The sequence below is a fragment of the Rufibacter sp. JT20002 genome, from assembly GCF_056491185.1.
This window is the reverse complement of the sequence record NZ_JBSZJY010000003.1, coordinates 518417-540538: the sequence shown is the minus strand read 5'-3', so window position 1 is coordinate 540538 and position 22122 is coordinate 518417. Positions and strand designations below refer to the sequence as shown.

Here is a 22122-nt window from a genome sequence, read left to right as displayed (position 1 = left end):
ATTTTCTTAAAAATAAAGATGAAGATGCATATCCGTTTGCTGTTTCTGTCTTTGCTGACGTTTGGAGCTTTTGCTTGCGCCCGTCAGTCTATGTCCTCTTCCTCTACCGAGCAATCGGGGTACTCTGCCGCGGGGCAGACGGGTATCGATGCCTCTAAAAACCGCGAGGAGAAGGACAAAGCAGGGAAAGAGAATATTCTAATTGGTCCTACTGACCGGGTAGCCTTTGAAAGCGCCCCGTATAGCACCTGGTTTCACCCGGCTTACCAAAAGTACCAGCCTAACCAGAAGATCATGGATGAGCTGCAGCCGCTCATGGAAAACATCACCGTGAAGGCGTATACCGGCAGTTGGTGCCTTGACAGCCAACGCGATCTGCCCCGTTTCTACAAGGTGTTAGACCAGGCACACTTTCCGCACTCCAGATTTCACCTGATCAGTGTACGCGAGGACAAAACGAGCCTTAGTGGTGAGGAAAAATTAGACAACATAACTGCCGTGCCTACTTTCATCCTGTACCGCGATGGCAAAGAATTGGGCCGGATTGTGGAGACCGCCTACCCCACCATTGAAATGAACCTGCTCACCATCATCAAAGGTGAATCTAAGTAGGGGTTTTAAACAGTTCTGCCGAAACTAAGCCTTAAACGCACCTAAGTAAGCCTACAAGCGAAAGCCTTTTTTCTGTCAAAACAGAGGGAAGGCTTTCGCTTTTAAGGTGGTTTGAACCTCTGCTCTTTTCTTGCTAAAACAAGGTCCTCTTCTCCCGCTTGTTTCAGGGGTATTTTATAGAAAAAGACCAGAAAACAGGCCTTCTGCAACGGTCTGCTTCCAGGTAAAGGCACATTGTTAACCGCCTGTTAATAGTTCCTTCGCGTACAAAGGTGTATTTTTGCCCGAATTTCTTTAGTACATGCTTTCTTCCATATCATCCCCCATCTCTAGAAAAGCTCATAGAATAGCCGTTGGCACCTTGTTTTTCCTTCAAGGCTTGTGCTTTTCCAGTTGGGGCTCCCGCATTCCAACCATCCAGGAAAAGCTTAACCTTTCTGAAACCCAACTGGGGGCGGTGCTCTTTGCTTTGCCAGTAGGGCTTATGCTTTCCTTGCCGTTCACGGGTTGGCTTACCTCAAGAATAGGCAGCCGCAAGGTGGTGACCATAGCCCTGTTGCTGTACAGTACCACCCTGGTCTTGATTGGGTTGACCCAAAGCATTCTACACCTTTCCCTGGTGTTGTTTCTCTTTGGGTTTGCGAGCAACATGGCCAACATCTCGGTGAACACCCAGGCCGTGGGCGTAGAGAGCCTGTATAAGAAATCTATTATGGCTTCTTTCCATGGGTTGTGGAGCCTGGCCGGGTTTGTGGGGGCCGCCATTGGTACTTTCATGATTGGGGCCGAGGTGGAGCCTTTGCAGCACTTCTTCATCATGATGGCCTTGATTGTGGCGGGCGTGGCCATTGCTTACCAGTACGCTTTCCCTAAAGATGCCCCAGCACCGGCAAACCAGCCCCTCTTTGTGATGCCAGACAAGTCGTTGATGGGCCTGGGTCTGATTGCCTTCTGCTCTCTTATCTGCGAGGGAGCCATGTTTGATTGGAGCGGCGTGTATTTCCAGAAAGTGGTAGGGGCCGAGAAGGCCTGGATTGCCGCCGGGTATACTGCCTTTATGAGCACCATGGCCTTTACCCGCTTCATCGCCGATTGGCTTACCATGAAACTGGGCTTGAAACGCGTGCTACAGCTGAGCGGCATTTTGACGGCAATTGGCTTAGCAATCTCGGTTCTCTTTCCTAACATGGTAGCGGCTATTGTGGGCTTCCTTTTGGTGGGGGCTGGCGTATCAGCGGTGGTACCATTGGTGTATGGAGTAGCCGGCAAAACGAAGACCATGGCCCCCAGTATGGCCTTGGCAGCGGTTTCCACCATCGGGTTTGCGGGCTTCTTGGTGGGTCCTCCCTTGATTGGCATGTTGGCGGGCATCAGCAGCCTGCGCCTTTCGTTTGCCACCATTGCCCTCATGGGCGTAAGCGTGGCCCTTCTTTCCAGCCGAATCAAGACAGAAGAAGCATAATTCCTTATCTTTAGAAAGTTCAGGAGCTGGATGGCTATTCCTATCCGGCTCCTCAATATAAGCGCGTTTTCCAAGGCGTACTCCATCCCTTTTCTACCTAAACCCATGAATTGCCGTAAGATTCTTTCAGTACTAACCCTCCTGCTGTACCTGATGCATTCTGCCACCCTCTGGGCCCAAGCCCATCCGTTTGACCAGTACCCCACGCCCGTAGAGGCCAATCTCTGGACAGAATACTCGCCAAAAGGCACCAAATTCAAGCTGTGGTCACCGGTGGCCGAAGAAGTGGTGGTAAAGCTGTATGCGAAAGGCAACGGAGGTTCAGCCAAGGAGAAACTCTCCATGGTGAAAGGGAAAAAAGGCGTCTGGTCACTTACGGTACAGAAAGACCTCGAAAGCGTGTACTACACTTACCACGTGAAAGTGGGAGGCCATTGGTTAGACGAGACCCCCGGCATTTACGCCACCGCCGTAGGTGTGAACGGCCAACGGGCTATGGTGGTAGACATGGCTTCCACCAACCCTAAAGGCTGGGACAAGGACAAAGGACCGGTGGTGAAAACGCCGAACGAGGTAGTGCTTTGGGAAGCCCACGTACGGGACATCACCTCCCACCCTTCCTCCGGCAGTTCAAAGCCTGGTAAATTCTTGGGCTTAGTGGAAACGGGCACCAAAAGCCAGGAAGGCCTGGCCACGGGCATAGACCACATGAAGGAACTGGGCGTCACGCACATCCACCTGTTGCCCGCGTTTGATTACCGTTCTGTAGATGAGGCTGCCCTGAACAAACCCCAATTCAATTGGGGCTATGATCCGCAGAACTACAACGTACCCGAAGGTTCTTACGCCTCTGACCCTTACCGGGCCGAGGTACGCATCAAGGAGTTCAAACAGATGGTGAAGGGCTTCCATGATAAGGGAGTAGGCGTGGTGATGGATGTGGTGTACAACCATACCGGCTTAACCAAGGGCTCTAACTTCAACCTGGAGTTCCCCGACTATTATTACCGCCAAACCCCGGATGGCAAATACTCAGACGCCTCGGCCTGTGGCAATGAGACTGCCAGCGACCGCGCCATGATGCGCAAATACATTATTGAATCTTGTAAATTCTGGGCCAGAGAGTACCACGTAGACGGTTTCCGGTTCGATCTGATGGCCATTCATGACCTGGAAACCATGAACCAACTCTCGGCAGAGTTGAAGAAAATCAACCCCAGCATTATTCTTTACGGCGAAGGCTGGACTGCCGGCAGCAGCCCTCTCCCCGACAATGCCAAAGCCTTGAAAGCCAATACCCACCAAATGACGCATCTGGCCGCTTTCTCAGATGACATCCGCGACGCGATCAAAGGCTCGGTCTTCGATGAGAAATCAAAAGGTTTTGTGAGTGGCGCCCCAGACACCGAGGAGTCCATCAAATTTGGCGTGGTGGGTAGCATCCGGCATCCGCAGGTAGACATCAAACAGGTGAATTACTCTAAGGCGCCATGGGCGCGCGAGCCGTGGCAGGCCATTTCCTATGTGTCTTGTCATGACAACCTCACCCTGTTTGACAAAATCAAGGCCTCTAATGAGAAAGCCACCCCAGAGCAGCTCAAGAAAATGAACCTGCTGTCAGATGCCATTGTCCTGACCTCGCAAGGGACAGCCTTTCTGCACGCGGGCGTGGAGTTATTGCGTACTAAGAACGGCGAGCACAACAGCTACAACCTACCCGATGCCATCAACCAGATCAACTGGAACTGGAAAGCCGCCCACCAGGAGGTATTCACCTACTACAAGAACCTGATTGCCCTGCGTAAAGCCCATCCTGCCTTCTGGATGCCTACCGCTGAGATGGTCAACAAGCACCTGGAGTTCAAAACAACTTACCCCGGTCTGGTGGGATATCAGCTGAAAGACCACGCGCACGGCGACTCTTGGAAAAACATTCTGGTGTACTACAACGGCCGCGAAACACCCGCTGACATCCGGCTTAACGGAGAGTGGACCATTGCCGCCGAAGGAGAAACCATCCAGCTTACCGGCGGCCGTAAGGCGAAGGACACCGTGTCTGTTCCGGCAGTTTCCATGCTCATCCTGTACCAAGAGTAACTTCTTTTTCTAGGGTTCACCTCCTCGGCCCCGCTTTGCGCCTGCTTTCTAAAAAACTGGTGTAAGGCGGGGCCGAGTGATTTTGTCTAGTTCTTTAAGCGTTAGAAACCACTATTTCCTGGTTTGTAAAATCCGGAGACAAGGCGTGTGTCGTAAGTGAGGCATTCGTATCTAACCAACCCAAACAAAACCTAGATGAAAAAGTCATTCTATCAACTTGCTTTAATCGGGGGCTTAGCATTGGCTTCTCTTTCTGTATCGGCGCAAACCACCAGCACTAAAGCCAAAGCCGCCACCACAAACAAGAAAGAGGGTGTGATGGTAGGCGGTGCCCTGATGGTACCTTCAAAGAACATTGTGGCCAATGCTTTAGGCTCCAGTGACCACACCACCTTGGTAGCCGCAGTGAAAGCTGCCAGTTTGGCTGAGACATTGATGGGCACCGGTCCTTTCACCGTCTTCGCTCCTACTAACGCTGCTTTTGAGAAATTACCGGCAGGCACTGTTGATGCCCTGTTAAAACCAGAAAATAAAGACAAACTGACTTCTGTGTTGACCTACCACGTGGTACCTGGCAGATTGCAGGCCAAAGACTTGAAGGATGGCCAGAAACTAACCACCGTACAAGGCGAGACGTTAACCGTTTCCAAAAAAGGCAACATGGTGATGATTAACGGCGCCCATGTCTCTACTCCTGATGTGATCTCCAGCAACGGAGTGACCCACGTCATTGACACCGTAGTTTTGCCTGGAATGTAGATTCCAGTCCATTTCCTGTAAAGAAGCCTGCTTTTAGCGGGCTTCTTTGTTTTCAGAGGACTTTTGAATATTCCCCCTGAAACAGCCTGAGGTACAAGCACGTCTTCCTATTTTCCTGTTGTGTTCGGGTTTAAAAAGCAGTCTGTGAGTTGATTGGCTTTTTTTGTATCTGGGGTATGATTTTCCCCGTTAAAAGCCCTGTATGCAATCCACCGATTTCCAGATAAGTGTTTCTTCCTTTCCTTTTAAGGCCTATTTAAGCCTAAAACCTATTATTACCTATTGGCAGCGGTACCAGGACGACTGCAAGAGCAGCCTCATGCTTAGCGCCCAGGAAATCACCCGGCAACTGAATGAGCTTCCGGAACTGATGGCGCCTATCACCAACGTCAGCTCGCTAGGCCCTGATCACCATTGCCTGATAGATTTGCTGATGACGGCTGTTTTCCCACCGGCTACCCATGAGTCTGAGGCCAGCGGTGCGGTAGGCCCTGAGTACGGGGCCAGTTTTTACCATACCCCGCCGTTCAAAAAAATCATTCTGAACGACCAGAACCATTTGAAACGTCCCCTCAACATTGATGAGCACCAGATGCTTTTCAACCGGGTGCGCATGATCTATTTGCTTATTCTGGAGAAATTCTACCAAGTACAGGTACCGCATGAAGAGTTCCTGATCTATACCGTTCCAGATTACCAGTTGGGGCTTTACCGGCACTACAATGTGGTACTCAACACGCAGTTCCTGGACATCACCCTTACCCAAGCCCTCCCTAATTTGAGCGAGGAAGATATCCAAACCATGCTGGACAACATCCGTGACATGGACATCTGGATGGAATTGCTGCCTCCCCAGAACTTTGAGATAAGCGGGTTTTACATCATGAACCTCTTTGACGTCACCGACCAGGAAGTGCTTTCTTCGCTTAAAAACGACTTGTTGGAACGGGATGTCATGTTAGCCCCTGACCGGTTTGAGCAGCTTCAGGAAAAGATACGCGTGCTCTTCAAACGACCGCACCTGCAGCTGGGGGTAGCGGCGTTCCATAAGAACAAAAGCGCGTTCGTGAACTTCGGGAATAAGATCAACCACAGTTTTCTGCTGCAGAGTGAGATCACCAGTGCCAGTTACGCCGGTTTCAAGGCCATCTATGACGAACTGGTAAGAGAAGGAGATCCGCTGGTGGTTAAAAATGTAGAAAATACCACCCAACTGCCCGATGGCGTCCGGGAGGAGATGCTGAACATGGGCATTAAAAATATTGTGCTCGCCCTGCTGCGCTACGGCAATGACCCCATTGGCATTCTGGAACTGGGCTCCCCGCACCCCGGTGACCTGGATAACTTCTCCATCTCCAAAGTGGAGCAGTTTCTACCTTTGTTCTCGGTGGCGGTGAACCGTAACTCAGAAGAGATTGAGGCGCGGGTACAATCGGTGATCAGGGAGAAATTCACAGCCATTCACCCTGTGTTGGAGTGGCGTTTCCGGGAGGCGGCCATGAACCTGCTGGACAAGATCAATGCCTCTCCTACTGCCCCAAGCCCCGAAATGGAAGCCATTGTCTTCCCGGATGTGTACCCGCTGTACGCCGTAGCCGATGTGCGCGGCTCTAGCACGGAGCGGAACACCGCTATTCTGGGAGACTTGGTAGAGCACCTGGAACTGGCGGAGCGGGTATTGAAGAAAGCCGTGGAAGTCCATTCGCTGCCTATTCTGGATGAACTGCGGTTCTCCATCTCAAAGCACCTGCGTCAGCTAAAAAAGGGCGTGCTGGTGCAGGATGGCATCACCATTTTTGAGACGTTGCGCACCCAGGTAGAACCTATGTTCCAGTTTCTGGAAGTGACGCACCCTGAACTGACGGTGTACATCCAAGACTACCGCAATGCCATGGATCCTTCGTTGGGTATTCTGTACAAGCGCCGGAAAGCCTTTGAAGAAAGCCTCACCTCTATTAACGAGACCATTTCTGAGTACGTGGAGCAGGAAGAACTGCACGCCCAGCAGATGTACCCGCACTATTTTGAGCGCTTCGTCACCGATGGTGTGGAGTTCAACATCTACGTGGGCCAGTCGCTGGTGGAAAACCAGCCGTTTGACTTGATGTTTCTACGGAATTTGCGGCTCTGGCAGCTGATGGTGGTCTGTGAGGTTGCCCGCCGCACGCAGGCCCTTAAGCCCACACTAAAAGTGCCCCTGGAAACTACCCACTTGATTCTGATCCACAGCCAACCCCTGGCCATCAGGTTCCGACAAGATGAGCGCAAGTTTGACGTAGATGGCGCGTATAACATCCGGTACGAGATTGTGAAGAAGCGCATTGACAAAGCCGTCATCAGAGACACCGAGGAACGCCTCACTCAGCCCGGTAAAATCGCCATCGTCTATTCCCAGGCCCGTGAGGCAAATGAGTACCTGGAGTACATAGAATACCTGCAAAACAAAGATGTGCTCACCGAGCACGTGGAACACTTGGAAGTGGAAGACCTGCAAGGCGTAAGCGGCCTGAAAGCACTGCGGGTACAAATCAAAGTCTGAGATTAGGGACGCAGTGAGCAGATCGGTTCTTCCGCTTGTTCGTTTCAAAGACTAGGCGGCTCAGGTGGTGGTACAAATCGTACAATCCTTTTTGGAGCAAAATGACTTACCAGTAGCCATTTTAGGGCTTAAAAACAGAAAAGACCCTGAAAACAAACAAGATTCACTCATGAGTTGAGTTGTTCCAATTTGTTTTCAAGGTCTTTTCTACAAGCTTAAAGAAGGTAAAAGCAGGGCCTCTTTTACCTATCAATGTCCATTTTTGGCTTACACCAAGCCCGGTACTTCCACTACTTCGTTCACGTCCGTTTCATATTCTACCCCCGCTACTTCAAAGCCGAACAGGTTGAAGAAGTCGGTGCGGTAGCCGTTCAGGTCGCCGATGGCCGGAAGTGTCTCGGTGGTGGCTTGCTCCCACAGGGCAGCTACTTCGGCTTGCACGTCGTCACGCATTTCCCAGTCATCAATCCGGATTCTGCCTTTCTCATCCACGGCAACTTCACCGCTGGTGTACAATCTCTCCTGGAACAAACGCTGGATCTGCTCAATAGTCCCTTCGTGGATTCCTTTCGCCTTCATTACTTTATACAGCAACGAGATGTATAACGGAATCACCGGAATAGCCGAGCTGGCCTGGGTTACCAAGGCTTTGTTCACCGATACATACGCTTTCCCGTTCAGGTCTTTCAGCGAATCGGAGATGGTGAAGGCAGTGGCCTCCAGGTGATCTTTGGCCCGCCCGATGGTTCCTTTGCGGTACACGGCCTCAGTGAGCCCGGGCCCGATGTACGAGTACGCCACGGTGGTGGCACCCGGCGCCAGCAGATCTGCGGCTTTCAGGGCCTCTATCCACATGGCCCAGTCTTCGCCTCCCATTACGGCTACGGTGTTCTCAATATCCTCCTCAGAGGCAGGTGTAATGCTTACCTCGGTGACATTGCCGGTATGGAAATCCACGGTTTTGTTGGAGAATGTCTGTCCGATGGGCTTCAGCACAGAATTGTGCACCACTCCGGTTTTAGGGTGTACCCGGCGCGGAGAGGCCAAGCTATAGATCACCAGGTCTACCTGGCCTAGATCGGCTTTAATCAGATCCAAGGTTTTCTGCTTGATTTCGTCAGAGAAAGCATCGCCGTTGATGCTCTTGGCATACAGCCCGGCTTCGTGCGCCTGCTTCTCAAACGCGGCGGTGTTGTACCAACCTGGTGACCCTGGTTTTCCCTCGGCCGACGGCTTCTCAAAGTAGACCCCAATGGTGGCCGCATTTGAGCCGAAAGCGCTGGTGATCCTGGAAGCCAGACCAAAACCGGTAGAAGCCCCAATGACCAATACCTTTTTTGGTCCTTCAATAGAACCCTTGGATTTCACATAGTTGATCTGGTTCACTACATTCTGCTCGCATCCTTTAGGATGGGAGGTTAGACAGATAAAGCCGCGTACTCTGGGCGTAATAATCATATAATGCTCTTTAAACAGATGACTCTGTAAGTAAGGTGTGTCGTTTACTGCCGTAAATTTGTCATTTTTATTTACAAAATACACCAACCCGGGTGCTTTGCCCTTCTTTAGGGTTTCTGAACGGCTGAAAAAGGGCTTGATTCCCTCTTCAGGGGTTAGTTCTCCATCTCCTTTTCCACTTTTCTCCCTAACCGTTGCTGTAATCTATTGAGCAGGAAAATTGCGATGATGAGCCAGAAAATACCTGCGGCCCAGCCTGCCAGCACATCAGAGGCGTAGTGCACGTTCAGGTAGACCCGGCTAAACCCAATGAGCAGGATCCAGATGGCTAACAGGATACTTACTGTCCACTTTAGCCAAGGATGCCGCACATTAGTCCAGACCAGGTACACCAATAAGCCCCAGAATGCTCCGCCAATCATGGCATGCCCGCTGGGAAAACTGTTGCCATTCACCTCCAGGAAAGCAGTCTCGGGGCGGGAGCGGCCAAAGATCAGCTTCATACTTTGGTTGAAGAGCGTGGTGGTGGCCGAAATGGCAATAATCTTTAAAGAATAAAACCGCCATTTTTTGAAAACAAGGAAGAAAAGCGCCAAGCCAAGTGACCCAAAAATGAGGAAATTCTTAGAGCCGAAGAAGGTGATGAAGTACATGGCGTCGGTGGTCTCGGGATCAGTGATGTCACCGGCAAAAGCGAAGGCGGCCCGGTCTAAGTCCTGCTCCTGCTCTATGAATACCACGGTAGTCATCCAGACAAACAAGAAGGCCGATCCTACAAACACCACCCAGGCCAACACCATTTGCAGGGACATCACCGTCAGCACAGCACCTACTTTTTTACTTTTTTCTTCCGCTTTCTCCTGCATAGGCTAACCTGAATGTTTCACCTCTTGTACGCAACAAATACCCGTGACAGATACATAACCGCTGGCCTTTGAGAAAGCCATCTTCTTTAAAATCCGGAGGAACGGGATGCTGCGTATGTGTGGTATGTTGTACCTGCTGGGCTTTATTTATCTGGATTTTAACGGTAGAGCTGACTACCTGCTCCACCATGGCCGGTACCTGGCAAGCAGAACAGAAGAAGAGTTTGAGGTACAGCTTTACTGGACCATGAATTTCTACGCCGAGGTTTATTTCTCCAAGGCAAAGCGCAGAGTTGAGAAGATAAGCGCCCTTACCGAAAAGCCCTTTTTTGACGCGTACTTGGAGAACATCAGCCTGAACCATCTTGAGATAAACTAACTGCTGCTGTTTACTTAAAAAGACTTGAAAGCCTATGGGAAACAGCATTGGAAAGCTTAGCAGCGGCATGCGGTTTTATACCTGATTTTAAATGGTTTAATGAACAGATTTTGAAAAGAAGCTTAATTGTAAAAGGTTTACTATCTTAGTAAAAAGGGAATTCTATGAGAAAATTAATACTTGTTTTACTAGCCCTCAGTATCTCGTTTGGGGGAATGGCGCAAACCACCTTGGCCCTGGCCACCAAACCTCAACCCAGAACGGGCATCAACCTGAATTTACCTTCCTCTACTCAGGAAACCCATCCATACGCCTACACCAAGCGGGCCGATCGGTTTTTGTTGGTAGGCTTAGCCTTGAACATTGCCAGTGCGGGATATTACATGATGGCGCCGGGGTTGTACAAGAAACCGTATGACCCTACCCTGGAGTACAGTTACGCCCTGGAAGCCGCGAGAAACGATCCTGTCGCGTTTCAGGCCCTAAGCAACCAATACAAGCAGGCCATGGTAGTCTATAACCAAAAGGCCCTTGAACGGGATAAGAAAGTGAAAAATGCCCGCACCGCGTTTGCCGCGGCTTTCTCGCTAGGGATGGCCTTTGATTTAGCCGCTATCCTGACCTTCAAAAAAGGAAGACAGTAGTTACCATTTCCTTACGCCCTTATTTCAACTTTATGAACTCCAAAGAAACATTTTGGCGGTGCGATGGCTTAAGCTCATCTGAGTAAGGATCATAGTATTGCGATTGGAAATTATCCCAAGACCACGTCATCACTCCCCCAGAGATCTTCAACTCATACTTTTTAATCGGGGTGTCCTCCAGGACAATATAGTCTTTGTTATTTTCCCTCACAATGGAATATCCTCTAGACAGGAGCCCGTTCTCACCTATTGAGTAAGTAGTCTCCCCAAAACCATACTCAGAATTGAGTCCGTGTAGTTCTCGGTGCAATTCCCGGTTGGCCTGGTCATAGAAGATGGAGATGGTTCGGTTTTCTTTCCACGTGCCCAGAATCTGTTCACTTAGCGGAACAGGATCCTCTCCTTCACAGGATACCAGTGTAAGGAGAAACAGCAGAGGTAAAAGGCAAAGCTTTCTCATATGGGTTTCAGGAGTTTACCAAATATAAGAAGGTATCCTTTTTATGCAAACCATTGATATAGGACCTGCTTGCTATAAAAACCAGACAAGAACCAAAAGCAAAAAGCCTTGCAACTCTACAGTTACAAGGCTTTTGTTTTGTGCGCAGAGGGAGATTCGAACTCCCACGATTGCTCGCTGCCGCCTGAAGACAGTGCGTCTACCAATTTCGCCACCTGCGCATCAACATCCCTTTCTTGCGTTAGGGAGTACAAAAATATCTACTTTTTCATTAACTGCAATATCCAACCTAATTTTTTGGTGAATTTTTAAAGCCTTTTGTTTCTTTTCCCACACGCACAGGCACTTAAATTTCTACTCAATCAAGGGCACATCGCCTTTCACCACCGGATTCAGATTACGCTTGGAGAATTTTTCCATCCGGTTCAGCACGAAGAGGGCCAGAATCACCCAGCCTAACCCGGCGGCTAACCCGGCAACTACGTCGGTGGCGTAGTGCACGTGCAGGTACACCCGGCTGAATCCAATGAACAGAATCAATAGACAAAGCAGCGTAATCAGCAGAAAGCGCCAGGCAGTCTCCTCCACGCTTTTCCAGACCAGGTAAATAAGCAATCCATAAAAAGAAGCACTGATCATGGCGTGCCCGCTGGGGAAGCTGAGTCCATAGGAATCTACCAGGTGGGGCACCAACGGCCGCGGTCGGTTGAACAAGTACTTAAGCAACAGGTTCAGGCTGATACTGCCCACCGCAATCACCGGCACTTTAACTGAGTACCACTTATGTTTCTTCACGAATAGAAAGTACCCAATGAGCATGACCCCGGCCCCAGAAATGAAGTTCCGCGAAGCCAGAAACGTGATGCCCTTGATAAACTCAGTTAAGGTAGGGTTGGCCCGCTCATCGGCCCAGGCAAAAGCCCGGCTGTCAAACTTAAGCTCCCGGCCGGGCAGCACCTCCTTGGCCAGCCAGAAAAAGAGGACCAAACAAAGAATAAAAACCGTCCACGTTACCACCAACTCCACCGTGAACAAAGCGGTAGTTGCTATAAATTTCCGAAATCTCTTTCTCATAGTGTCATTTGCATAGAGCCCCGCCTTTTAGGCTTATTTCCTGAAAAGGGGCTTTAAACCGTAAGATTTTTAAAGTACGTATCTGGCCTAAGTCGTGTTGGGCAGAAGCCAAAGGCAACCCCTGTCTGTAAAAACAGTATGATGCCTCATAAGCCAAAACCAAAAGCCATGAAACCAGAAGACCTGACGCAGCTGATCATGAAATTGAAAGACAAAGGCCTTTCCCTTGCGTTTGCCGAAAGTTGCACCGCAGGAAGCCTGGCAGCGGCCGTAAGTGAAGCCACAGGCACCACCGATGTGTTTCTGGGAAGCATGGTCACCTACAGCGCCACCGCGAAGAACAAGGTGCTGGGGGTAAAAAACGAAACCCTCAAATTGTACACCGCCGAGAGCCAGCAGACCACCAATGAAATGGTGCAAGGCCTCTACAAACTCCTGAAAGCCGATGTCTGCGTAGCCGTTACCGGGCTTTTCGGGCAGGGCGGCTCTGAGAACGCTGAGAAACCCGTGGGCACTACTTTTATCTCCATCCTTTTCAAAGATAAAGTAGAAGAGTTTAGACAGGTATTTAAAGGCGATGCCAAGAAAATGCGGGAACAAACCGAAGACTTCATTTTCAATAAACTGAACGACACCGTTGAGCGGCACTTCCAGCACGACTAAGCTTCCAAACCTTTCTTTAACTCTGGGTTCTTTAACTTAGGGCGGCGTTTGAGCAGTAGTTAGAAACCCTCGTTTGTAGGTCAGAAACAGGAAATAGCAAACTAGTGGGTCACCTATCTACAACCTGTTTTTGCCGTACTTTGGGGAAATAGCTCTTTTACGCAAGAGAAAGAACCCACATGCCGCCAACTCCAGACTTCAACCTCATTGCGCCAGTGTATGATACCCTGGCGCAGCTGGTGTATGGCTCAACCCAAAAAAAAGCCCAGGCAAACTTCCTTTCCTTTATTCCATCCGGCTCCAAGGTGTTAGTGTTAGGTGGAGGAAGCGGCTGGATCCTGACCGAATTGCTCCGGCAAAGCACCCCGGGGCAGGTGCTGTTTCTGGAGCCTTCCAGCAAAATGCTGCAAAAAGCAGAAAGGAAATTTCGCCAAACTGCGGTCACGGGCAAAGTGGCGTTCAGACTAGGTACCGAAGCCAGCCTACGGCCAGCTGAAACGTTTCACGTGGTGCTTACCCCCTTTGTGCTGGACCTGTTCACTCCGGCAGAGGCTTTCGCCATGATGCAGCGCCTTTCTTCTGCCCTGTTGCCCGGCGGCCTTTGGCTGCATACCGATTTTTACTCTCCTAGTTCTGGTACCCAGCCCCTATGGCAGAAAGCGATGCTCTGGGGCATGTACCGCTTCTTCAGATGGGTAAGCAATATCTCGGGGAAAGGCTTGCCCCCGTTTGAGGCCTTATTTGAGAAAACAGGTCTTAAACCCCTACAGGAGGCCTTTTTTCACAAGGGCTTCATCCGGGCGCAGGTCCTGCAAAAGCCCGTTGTCACGGCCAAGCCAACTAATTAAGCAAGAGATAGCGGTATTTGGCAATCGTGTGTATCTTGGGGGTTGAAACATCCCTCTCCATGAAGAAAACCCTCTTCACAGCCTTGGCCGCAGCGGCTTTGGCGTTTGCTACCCCGGCTCTGGCGCAACAGAGCGTCAATTACCAGGTATCTTTTGAAAACGCAGTGCACCACGAGGCCTCCATCACAGCTACCTTCAAAGGGGTGACCACCCCGGTACTGGAAGTCAGGATGGCTCGTTCTTCCCCCGGGCGCTATGCCTTGCACGAATTTGCCAAGAATGTCTACAGCGTGCAGGTCACCGACGGACAGGGCCGCACTTTGGCCGTGAACCGCCCCAATCTGCACCAGTGGAACGTCTCAGGCCATGACGGAACCGTGGTGGTGAAATACACGCTCTTCGCCGATCACCCCGATGGGACCTATGCCGGAGTCAACCCCACGCACGCCCATTTGAACGCCCCGGCTACGTTTATGTATGCCAATGGCTTGGAGAAAGCTCCCGTACAGGTGAAGTTCATCCCTCCGGCCGGACAGGACTGGACCGCTGCCACCCAGCTGAAACGCGAGGCCGCTCCTCTCACCTTCTCGGCTCCTGATTTTCAGTACCTCATGGACAGCCCTACTGAGTTGGCTAACCTGCAGTGGCGCGAGTGGACCGTACAGGAAAAAGGACGCCCCCAGAAAATCAAGATTGGCCTGCACCACAAAGGCACGGAACAGCAACTGGATGAGTACACCCAGCGGGCCAAACGGATTGTGCAGGAAGCGCAGGCCGTGTTTGGCGAGCTTCCGGCTTTTGATTTCGGGGAATATACGTTTATCGCCTGCTACCTGCCCGGCACCCCGGGCGATGGCATGGAACACCGCAACTCCACGGTCATCACCAGCTCACGGCCGCTGGAAACCGGCATGAACCCCAACCTGGGCACCCTGTCGCATGAGTTCTTCCACGCCTGGAACGTGGAGCGCATCCGCCCAAAAAGCCTGGAGCCCTTCAACTTCGCTGATGCCAACATGAGCGGGGAACTATGGCTTGCCGAGGGTTTCACCAGCTACTATGGTACGTTGCTGATGGCCCGGGCCGGCGTAACGACTTCAGCTGATTACCTGCAGAATGCCGGCTACCCTATCCTGGCTTTGCGGGTTTCTCCGGGGAAAGACTACTTCTCGCCGGTAGAAATGAGCCAGCAGGCCCCGTTTGTGGATGCCTCGCGCTCCGTGGACCCTACCAACCGCACCAACACCTACATCTCCTACTATACCTACGGCAACGCAATCGCCATTGGGCTGGATTTCACCTTGCGTACCAAGTTCAAGAACCTAACCTTGGATGATTACATGCGCCTGCTCTGGCAACGCCACGGCAAACCCGAGAAACCGTACACCCTGCCTGAACTGGAAAAAGCCCTGGCTGACCTGACCAAAGATCCTGGTTTTGCTCAAGATTTCTTTAAACGCCACATTTACGGCAAAGAGATGATGCCGTATGAGGCCTTAGCCCGGCAGATGGGTTTGGCGCTGCAACCGTCTAAAGAGGCGGTGCTGGGCTGGGAAGGACTTAAGTTCCAGAACGACCAAGCCACCATCGCCCAAGGTACCTTCTCCAACAGCCCGCTTTACAAAATAGGCCTGGACCGTGACGATGTGCTTTTAACCCTGAACGGCCAGAAACTCACCGACCAAAAAACGCTGGACAGCCTGTTGGCCAAACACAAACCTGGCGACCAGGTACAACTGGAGGTAATCCAGCAAGGCACCAAGAAAACCGTACCGCTTACCCTTGCTCAGGACCCTCAGGTAGAGTTGGTGCCGCTGGAGAAAACCGGCCAACCCGTTCCTAAAGAGGCCAAAGCCCGCAGAGAAGCCTGGTTGGGCAAACAAAGTAAGTAATCTGGCCTTTCCTTTGTTGCCAATCACAGCAAGTACCCCGTTTCGGGCCTGTTTAGTTAAAAACAGACCCGAAACAAAATTGCGTAAACTATTGAAGGTGTGTTTTGCGTTAAAACAGGAAATACCTTTATCTTAGTAGGGCGGCAGAAGGGAGTTCCCTTCATCTTTTAAGCGCCTTCTTCTTATACACAAGATGTCAAACAGACTTTTTATACATAACCTTTTCGTTTTGCTGGTTTGGGCAGCAAGCATTTTGCCTGGGCAGGCACAGGGTCTAGAAAGAACTTCTTCCTTAGACTCCCTCAGGGCTTCGGCACCGTTTGTTCCACGGGTGAGCTACGGCCTCAACGCGGGCGCGGCCTTTAGTAACTTCGGCTCGGTTTCATATCTGGAGCCACAGGTAAGATATCAGGTTTCGCCTAGGTTCAGTTTCTTCAGCAGCCTCACGATGCTGCAGACCTGGGGTGGCCCTACTTTCAGGACCGCTACCGGTGAAGGTACTTCTACGGTCATGACCGCGGCACCTAATCGCCAGTATTTGTTACACGTGGGAGGCTCCTATGCCATGAGCGACCGTCTTCTGCTTAGCGGCAGTGTCTGGAAAGACTTGAACCCGTCTGCCACTAACCGGTGGAACAGCAACCCCTTTATGTATGGGCGCCTGCCTAACCAAGGATTCCATTTCCAGGCGCAATACCAGGTGGCTCCTAACTTCACCGTCTCCGGCGGGGTACGGTACAGCAACGGCGGCAACGCTGGTTACGGATCCGGCTACGGCGGGTATCCCGGAGGTGGGTTCAACTCGCCTTGGGGCTTCTAAAAAGCCGTCGTTTTTACCAATTTTATAAAGAAGCCTTTCCAATACCTCTTGGAAAGGCTTCTTTATGTCTGTTTACCTCTGTTTTGGTTCCTTTCTTTCAAATACGCCCTATTCTTTTTTGGTTATATTTGTCGCTGCACCTAAAACAGAAAAACTCAACACCCCTACCCTCCGGCTCATGTCATCAACGCTTATCTTAGGCATTATCTGCGCCTATTTCTGTATCCTGATCCTCATCTCATTTTTAACCAGTAAAAAAGGAGAATCCACCGATAGCTTCTTCCTCGCCAACCGGCAGTCGCCGTGGTACGTGGTGGCTTTCGGGATGATCGGGACGTCCCTTTCCGGGGTGACCTTTATCTCGGTGCCGGGCATGGTGGAGAATGCGCAGTTCTCGTACCTGCAGCTGATCCTGGGTAATATGTTGGGGTATTTTGTGGTGGCGTTGGTGCTCATGCCTCTGTATTACCGCCTGAATTTGGTGTCTATCTACACTTACCTAGAGCAGCGGTTTGGCTACTGGTCTTATAAAACAGGGGCGGGTTTCTTTCTGCTTTCCAGAACCTTGGGGGCTGCCTTGCGCCTATACTTGGTAACCGGTGTGCTGCAGTTGGCGGTGTTTGACAGCCTGGGTGTACCGTTTGAGGCTACGGTGGTCATCACTATTGGGTTGATTTGGGTCTATACCTTCAGGGGCGGCATGAAAACCATCATCTGGACCGATACATTCCAGACTCTGGCCATGCTCATCTGCGTGGGCATTACCATTATCACCATCTCGCAGGATCTTAACCTTTCCTTCAACGGCATGGTGAATACCATCAGTGAAAGCAAATTCTCGCAGGTGTTTTTCTGGGATGTGAAAGATCCGCGTTACTTCTTCAAGCAGTTCTTCTCTGGCTTCTTTATTTCCATTGTGATGGTAGGGCTGGACCAGGACATGATGCAAAAGAACCTGAGCTGCAAAAACCTGAAAGAGGCGCAGAAGAACATGTTCTCGTTCACGGTGATTATCCTGTTTGTGAACATCCTTTTCCTGAGCTTGGGCGCATTGCTGTATCTATATGCCCAAGCCAAGGGCGTAACCCTCCCCGAGAAAGGTGACAACGTGTTCCCGTTCCTGGCTTTGAATTATTTCTCTGCCTTCATGGGCATCGTGTTTATTCTGGGCATCACAGCCATTACCTACGCCTCGGCAGACTCTGCCTTAACCGCCTTGACTACTTCTTTCTGTGTCGATTTCCTGGACTTCAAGAACCGCCCGGAGACGGAGCGTGTCCGGCTAAAGAACTGGGTACACCTTGGTTTCTCCGTGATTATGGCCATTGTAATTGTGATCTTCAAGATTGTGAATGATGAAAGCGTGGTGCAGGCCGTCTTCAAAGTGGCAGGCTACACCTACGGCCCGTTACTGGGGCTCTACTCGTTCGGCGTGTTCTCCAACCGCCCTGTGCGCGACAGCTTGGTGCCATTTATCTGCGTATTGGCCCCTATCCTCACGTACATCATCAGCCTTAATTCGGTGGAATGGTTCTGGGGGTATGAATTCGGCTTTGAAGTGTTGATTCTAAACGGCTTCTTGACGTTTATGGGCCTTCTCTCCATTTCCAGAAAAAGAACCGAGTTTGTAGACGTAACTCAGACGTATTAATTAAAATACTCTCCTGTTTAGCCCCTGTGCTTTGAGCTTGTTTCTACAAAACCGAGCTCAAAGCACAGGGGCCTTCTTTTTCCTGATTTTGTAAAAAGAAGGCTAAAATCATCGCTCAAAATAATAAGAGGTAAGCGAAGAGATTTCAGGCGTTTCTAAGATTATCTTTTTTTCAGCTAGGTTCCAGAATACGGCTTAAAAGCAGTATTTCTGAACCCACACGCAAAACAACTTACTTCGGTGTACTTTTGCGGATAGATTACCCTCTATGATTACACCGAATACTTAATTTCCCAAAGTGTCTCCTCTTTTCATCCTCGGCATCATTGTCGGATATTTCTGTCTGCTGCTGCTGGTTTCCCTCGTCACAAGCAAGAAAGGCGAATCTACGGCAAGCTTCTTTTTAGCCAACCGGGCCTCACCGTGGTACGTGGTAGCGTTTGGCATGATTGGCACCACCCTCTCGGGCATCACCTTCGTGTCTATCCCGGGTATGGTGGAGAAAACAGGTTTTACCTACCTGCAAATGGTGCTGGGCTACGCGCTAGGGTATCTGGTCATTGGCCTCCTCTTGCTACCCTTGTATTACCGCCTGAACCTGGTTTCTATTTACACTTACCTGGAGCAGCGGCTGGGGTTCTGGTCCTACAAAACTGGGAGTGCCTTTTTCCTGCTTTCCCGTACCCTAAGTGCAGCCCTGCGGCTTTACTTGGTGGCGGGCGTGTTGCAACTGGCCGTGTTTGGCCCGTTGGGCATCCCCTTTGCTGGAACAGTAGGTATTACCATTGCTTTCATTTGGGTCTACACCTTTAGGGGCGGCATGAAGACTATTATCTGGACCGATACCCTCCAAACCTTGGCCATGCTGGTATGTCTGGGAATCTGTATCTGGGTTGTTTCTGAAGAGCTACACCTTCCTTTTACGGGCATGGTGGACACCATCGGCCAGAGTAAATACGCTCAGGTATGGGAATGGGACCCGAAGGCTCCTAACTACCTGTTCAAACAACTGGTGGCCGGAGCCTTTATCACCATTGCCATGACGGGCTTGGACCAGGACATGATGCAGAAGAACCTGAGCTGCCGCAATCTGCCCGAGGCCCAAAAAAATATGTTCTGGTTCACCGTAATCTTGCTGGTGGTGAACCTATTGTTTTTGTGTTTAGGCGCATTGCTGTATCTCTACGCTACCCAGAAAGGGATAGTGCTTCCTGCTAAAGGAGACGATGTATTCCCTGCGTTGGCGCTGCACCATTTTCCGGCGATAGCCGGAGTAGCCTTTATCTTAGGAATCACGGCCATCACCTACGCCTCCGCTGACTCGGCACTTACCTCGCTTACCACCGCTTTCTGCGTAGATTTCCTAAACTTTCAACATCGTTCGGAAGATCAACGCATCCGGTATAAAAACTGGGTGCACCTGGGTTTCTCCTTGGTTCTGATGGGCGTGATCCTGCTTTTCAGATTGTACAATGACGAAAGCATTATTGCCACCCTCTTCACATTGGTGGGCTATACCTATGGACCGCTGCTGGGCATGTACAGTTTTGGCTTGCTAACAAACAGGGCGGTAAAAGACAGGGTGGTACCCTTGTTGGGGGTAGCCTCGCCGGTGCTTACATACGTGCTCAGCGCCAACTCTCAGGAATGGTTCTGGGGCTATCAATTTGGGTTTGAGGTGCTATTGGTAAACGGATTACTCATGTTCCTGGGTCTATGGCTGGTGTCTTCCCGTAAAACATCTTAGCAGGCGGTTTTCTACCAGTTTAATGGTTTTTAAGTCATCAGTAATACCTACCTTTGTAGGTTGCTTTCTCTGAAAGGCCAAATTTGTTCCTGTTTTACCCCTATCTTCTGAAAACGGGGCCAAAAAGGAAACGTCTGATGAGAAAGCTATCCTGATGCCGCTTACCGGCGGCACGATTTTTACTTAACGGTAAATAGTACATGGCAAAACGAGGATTCGGGCCGGGCGCCGCACCCGAACTTGAAACAGAAGGCAAACCCAGGCTAAACAAAGAAAGTCTGCGTCGGGGCCTTCAGATATTCAGATTTCTTCTTCCCTACAAAACCAAGTTCTACATAGGCTTGGGATTTCTACTGTTCTCCAGCTTGACCTTCATGGCTTTCCCAGCCGTTACCGGTATGCTCCTGGATGCGGCGGTAGGCAAGCCTAACGCTTTTTTTCAGGACATTGACTACATAGCGCTGTTGCTGTTTGGAGTGATTGCCTTGCAGGGTATTTTCTCTTTTTTCAGGGTCTACTTCTTTGCCCAGGTAAGCGAGAACGCTATCGCCGATATCCGTAAAAGCCTCTACTCCCAGTTCATGGGGTTGCCCCTCACGTTTTTTGAACAGCGCCGGGTTGGCGAAATCACCAGCCGCATCACGTCTGATGTAAGCTATATCCAGGATGGTTTCTCTATTACGTTGGCAGAGCTCTTCCGCCAGGTCACGACGCTGTTGGTGGGCATCGGGTTTATCATGTTCATTTCCGTGAAGCTTTCTCTGTTCATGCTGGCCACTTTTCCGGTGCTGGTCATTTTAGCCATGGTTTTCGGAAAACGACTAAAAAAGCTTTCCCGCAGAACCCAGGATGAGTTGGCCATCACCAACGTGATTGTGGAGGAGACCCTGCAGGCCATTCAAGTGGTGAAAGCCTTTACCAATGAGCTTTTTGAGATCAACCGCTACAAACAGGCCCTGGATAGATCGGTAAAGACCGCAATCTCCACATCCTTTTACCGGGGTGCTTTCATCTCCTTTATTATAATAGGGCTCTTTGGCGGCATCATACTGGTGATCTGGTACGGGGCCACGCTGGTACAACGCGGGGAATTAAGTTTTGGCGAGCTTACCTCTTTTATATTATACACCACGTTCATTGGAGCCTCCGTGGCTGGCCTTGGCGATTTGTACGCCAAAATTCAGGTATCCATCGGGGCCTCAGACCGCATTCTGGAAATTCTGGATCAACCGGTAGAGCAAACCGACTTGGGTCTTCCAACTTCGGCTGCCGTCCGCTTCAACGGAAACGTACGCTACGAGCACGTGGGCTTCTCCTACCCTACCCGCCCAGACTTGCCGGTTTTGCAAAACATCCATTTTGACATAAAGGCTGGTGAGAAAATAGCCCTAGTGGGTTCCAGCGGCGCGGGTAAGTCTACCATTGCGCAGTTACTCATGAAGTTCTACAAAGTAGAGCAAGGCAGTATTTTCGTGGATGGTCAGAACATAAACCAACTTCACCTGCACGATCTGCGCGGCAATTTGGGCATTGTTCCCCAAGAAGTACTCCTTTTTGGCGGTACCATCCGGGAGAACATCGCTTACGGCAAGCCCGATGCCACGGATGAGGAGGTTCACCTCGCTGCCCAGAAAGCGAATGCTCTCCAGTTTATTCAATCCTTCCCCGAGGCATTCGGTACCGTGGTGGGTGAGCGGGGCATCAAACTTTCTGGTGGTCAGCGTCAGCGGATTGCCATTGCTCGGGCTATCCTAAAAGACCCAGCCATCCTTATTCTGGATGAGGCTACCAGTTCTTTGGATTCTGAGTCTGAGATGCTGGTGCAGGAAGCCATGGACGAGCTGATGAAAAACCGCACCACCATCATCATCGCCCACCGTTTGGCCACCATTAGAAAAGTAGACAAGATTCTGGTTATTGACAGAGGCCAGATTGTGGAACAAGGCTCCCATGAAGAACTAGCCCATAATCCAGAAGGCATCTACGCCAACCTTCTGAAACTTCAGTTTGACGTGCACTAATCAAAACGCTTGTAAATTTAGAGCAGAGCCAAGGCAAGACCTAGGCGTACAATTCTAAAATCATTTAAGTACAAAAGAAGAAATCCCCGGTTATTCTCATCAAGGTATCTGTAGCCCTCTTGATGAGAAT

At 50.6% G+C, this 22122-nt stretch carries 18 protein-coding genes and 1 tRNA gene; 13 read left to right on the top strand and 6 right to left on the bottom strand.

Features of this window, described 5'->3' with window-relative positions; translation table 11 throughout:
- The first annotated feature begins 18 nt into the window (after positions 1-18).
- The 5 genes from ACW9SV_RS16175 (at position 19) to ACW9SV_RS16155 (ending at position 7469) form a co-directional block, all read left to right on the top strand.
- Positions 19-612 carry a thioredoxin family protein gene (locus tag ACW9SV_RS16175; RefSeq protein WP_479557797.1) on the top strand — a complete coding sequence of 198 codons (594 nt, stop codon included), beginning with the start codon at positions 19-21 and terminating at the stop codon, positions 610-612.
- Between the two features lie 361 nt (positions 613-973).
- Entirely contained in the window at positions 974-2074 is a 1101-nt protein-coding gene (locus ACW9SV_RS16170) for an MFS transporter (protein ID WP_479557796.1), read from the top strand.
- Between the two features lie 105 nt (positions 2075-2179).
- Positions 2180-4171: a type I pullulanase gene (gene pulA, locus ACW9SV_RS16165; protein ID WP_479557795.1), complete on the top strand. Its 1992-nt coding sequence runs from the start codon at positions 2180-2182 to the stop codon at positions 4169-4171.
- 195 nt (positions 4172-4366) lie between these two features.
- The gene (locus ACW9SV_RS16160) at positions 4367-4930 is read left to right on the top strand and encodes a fasciclin domain-containing protein (protein ID WP_479557794.1); all 564 of its coding nucleotides are present in this window, start codon (positions 4367-4369) and stop codon (positions 4928-4930) included.
- Positions 4931-5132: 202 nt separating this feature from the next.
- The gene (locus tag ACW9SV_RS16155) at positions 5133-7469 is read left to right on the top strand and encodes a GAF domain-containing protein (protein WP_479557793.1); all 2337 of its coding nucleotides are present in this window, start codon (positions 5133-5135) and stop codon (positions 7467-7469) included.
- Positions 7470-7736: 267 nt separating this feature from the next.
- On the opposite strand, the gene fabV is transcribed toward ACW9SV_RS16155, so the two are convergent.
- From fabV to ACW9SV_RS16140, 3 genes are all read right to left on the bottom strand, one after another.
- Positions 7737-8927, bottom strand: a complete 1191-nt coding sequence (fabV, locus tag ACW9SV_RS16150; RefSeq protein WP_479557792.1) for an enoyl-ACP reductase FabV — start codon at positions 8925-8927, stop codon at positions 7737-7739.
- Between the two features lie 155 nt (positions 8928-9082).
- Entirely contained in the window at positions 9083-9793 is a 711-nt protein-coding gene (locus ACW9SV_RS16145) for a phosphatase PAP2 family protein (RefSeq protein ID WP_479557791.1), read from the bottom strand.
- Positions 9765-10241, bottom strand: coding sequence for a hypothetical protein (locus ACW9SV_RS16140; protein ID WP_479557790.1), 477 nt, complete (start codon positions 10239-10241; stop codon positions 9765-9767). The genes ACW9SV_RS16145 and ACW9SV_RS16140 overlap by 29 nt, the downstream gene beginning before the upstream one ends.
- Positions 10242-10336: 95 nt before the next feature.
- Here ACW9SV_RS16140 and ACW9SV_RS16135 point away from each other — a divergent pair, with 95 nt between their 5' ends.
- Entirely contained in the window at positions 10337-10816 is a 480-nt protein-coding gene (locus ACW9SV_RS16135) for a hypothetical protein (protein WP_479557789.1), read from the top strand.
- Between the two features lie 19 nt (positions 10817-10835).
- Here ACW9SV_RS16135 and ACW9SV_RS16130 read toward each other — a convergent pair whose 3' ends face one another.
- The 3 genes from ACW9SV_RS16130 to ACW9SV_RS16120 form a co-directional block, all read right to left on the bottom strand.
- Positions 10836-11276, bottom strand: coding sequence for a hypothetical protein (locus ACW9SV_RS16130; protein WP_479557788.1), 441 nt, complete (start codon positions 11274-11276; stop codon positions 10836-10838).
- A 141-nt stretch (positions 11277-11417) separates the two neighbouring features.
- Positions 11418-11497: transfer RNA gene (locus tag ACW9SV_RS16125), tRNA-Leu, on the bottom strand.
- 133 nt (positions 11498-11630) lie between these two features.
- On the bottom strand, positions 11631-12350 hold the full coding sequence (locus tag ACW9SV_RS16120; protein WP_479557787.1) for a phosphatase PAP2 family protein: 720 nt from the start codon (positions 12348-12350) through the stop codon (positions 11631-11633).
- 168 nt (positions 12351-12518) lie between these two features.
- On the opposite strand from ACW9SV_RS16120, the gene ACW9SV_RS16115 reads away from it, so the two are divergent.
- The 7 genes from ACW9SV_RS16115 to ACW9SV_RS16085 all read left to right on the top strand — a co-directional run bounded on the left by ACW9SV_RS16115 (position 12519) and on the right by ACW9SV_RS16085 (position 21992).
- On the top strand, positions 12519-13013 hold the full coding sequence (locus tag ACW9SV_RS16115) for a CinA family protein (RefSeq protein WP_479557786.1): 495 nt from the start codon (positions 12519-12521) through the stop codon (positions 13011-13013).
- A 179-nt stretch (positions 13014-13192) separates the two neighbouring features.
- Positions 13193-13861 (top strand): class I SAM-dependent methyltransferase, encoded by a 669-nt coding sequence (locus ACW9SV_RS16110; RefSeq protein WP_479557785.1) that lies wholly within the window; start codon positions 13193-13195, stop codon positions 13859-13861.
- A gap of 59 nt (positions 13862-13920) precedes the next feature.
- On the top strand, positions 13921-15753 hold the full coding sequence (locus tag ACW9SV_RS16105) for a M61 family metallopeptidase (protein ID WP_479557784.1): 1833 nt from the start codon (positions 13921-13923) through the stop codon (positions 15751-15753).
- A gap of 193 nt (positions 15754-15946) precedes the next feature.
- Complete coding sequence (locus ACW9SV_RS16100; RefSeq protein WP_479557783.1) at positions 15947-16573, top strand: hypothetical protein; 627 nt, start codon at positions 15947-15949, stop codon at positions 16571-16573.
- 178 nt (positions 16574-16751) lie between these two features.
- On the top strand, positions 16752-18224 hold the full coding sequence (locus ACW9SV_RS16095) for a sodium:solute symporter (RefSeq protein ID WP_479557782.1): 1473 nt from the start codon (positions 16752-16754) through the stop codon (positions 18222-18224).
- Positions 18225-18522: 298 nt separating this feature from the next.
- A complete protein-coding gene (locus ACW9SV_RS16090) occupies positions 18523-19971 on the top strand; it encodes a sodium:solute symporter (protein WP_479557781.1) in 1449 nt (482 codons plus the stop codon).
- Between the two features lie 200 nt (positions 19972-20171).
- On the top strand, positions 20172-21992 hold the full coding sequence (locus tag ACW9SV_RS16085; protein WP_479557780.1) for an ABC transporter ATP-binding protein: 1821 nt from the start codon (positions 20172-20174) through the stop codon (positions 21990-21992).
- The last annotated feature ends 130 nt before the right edge of the window (positions 21993-22122 follow it).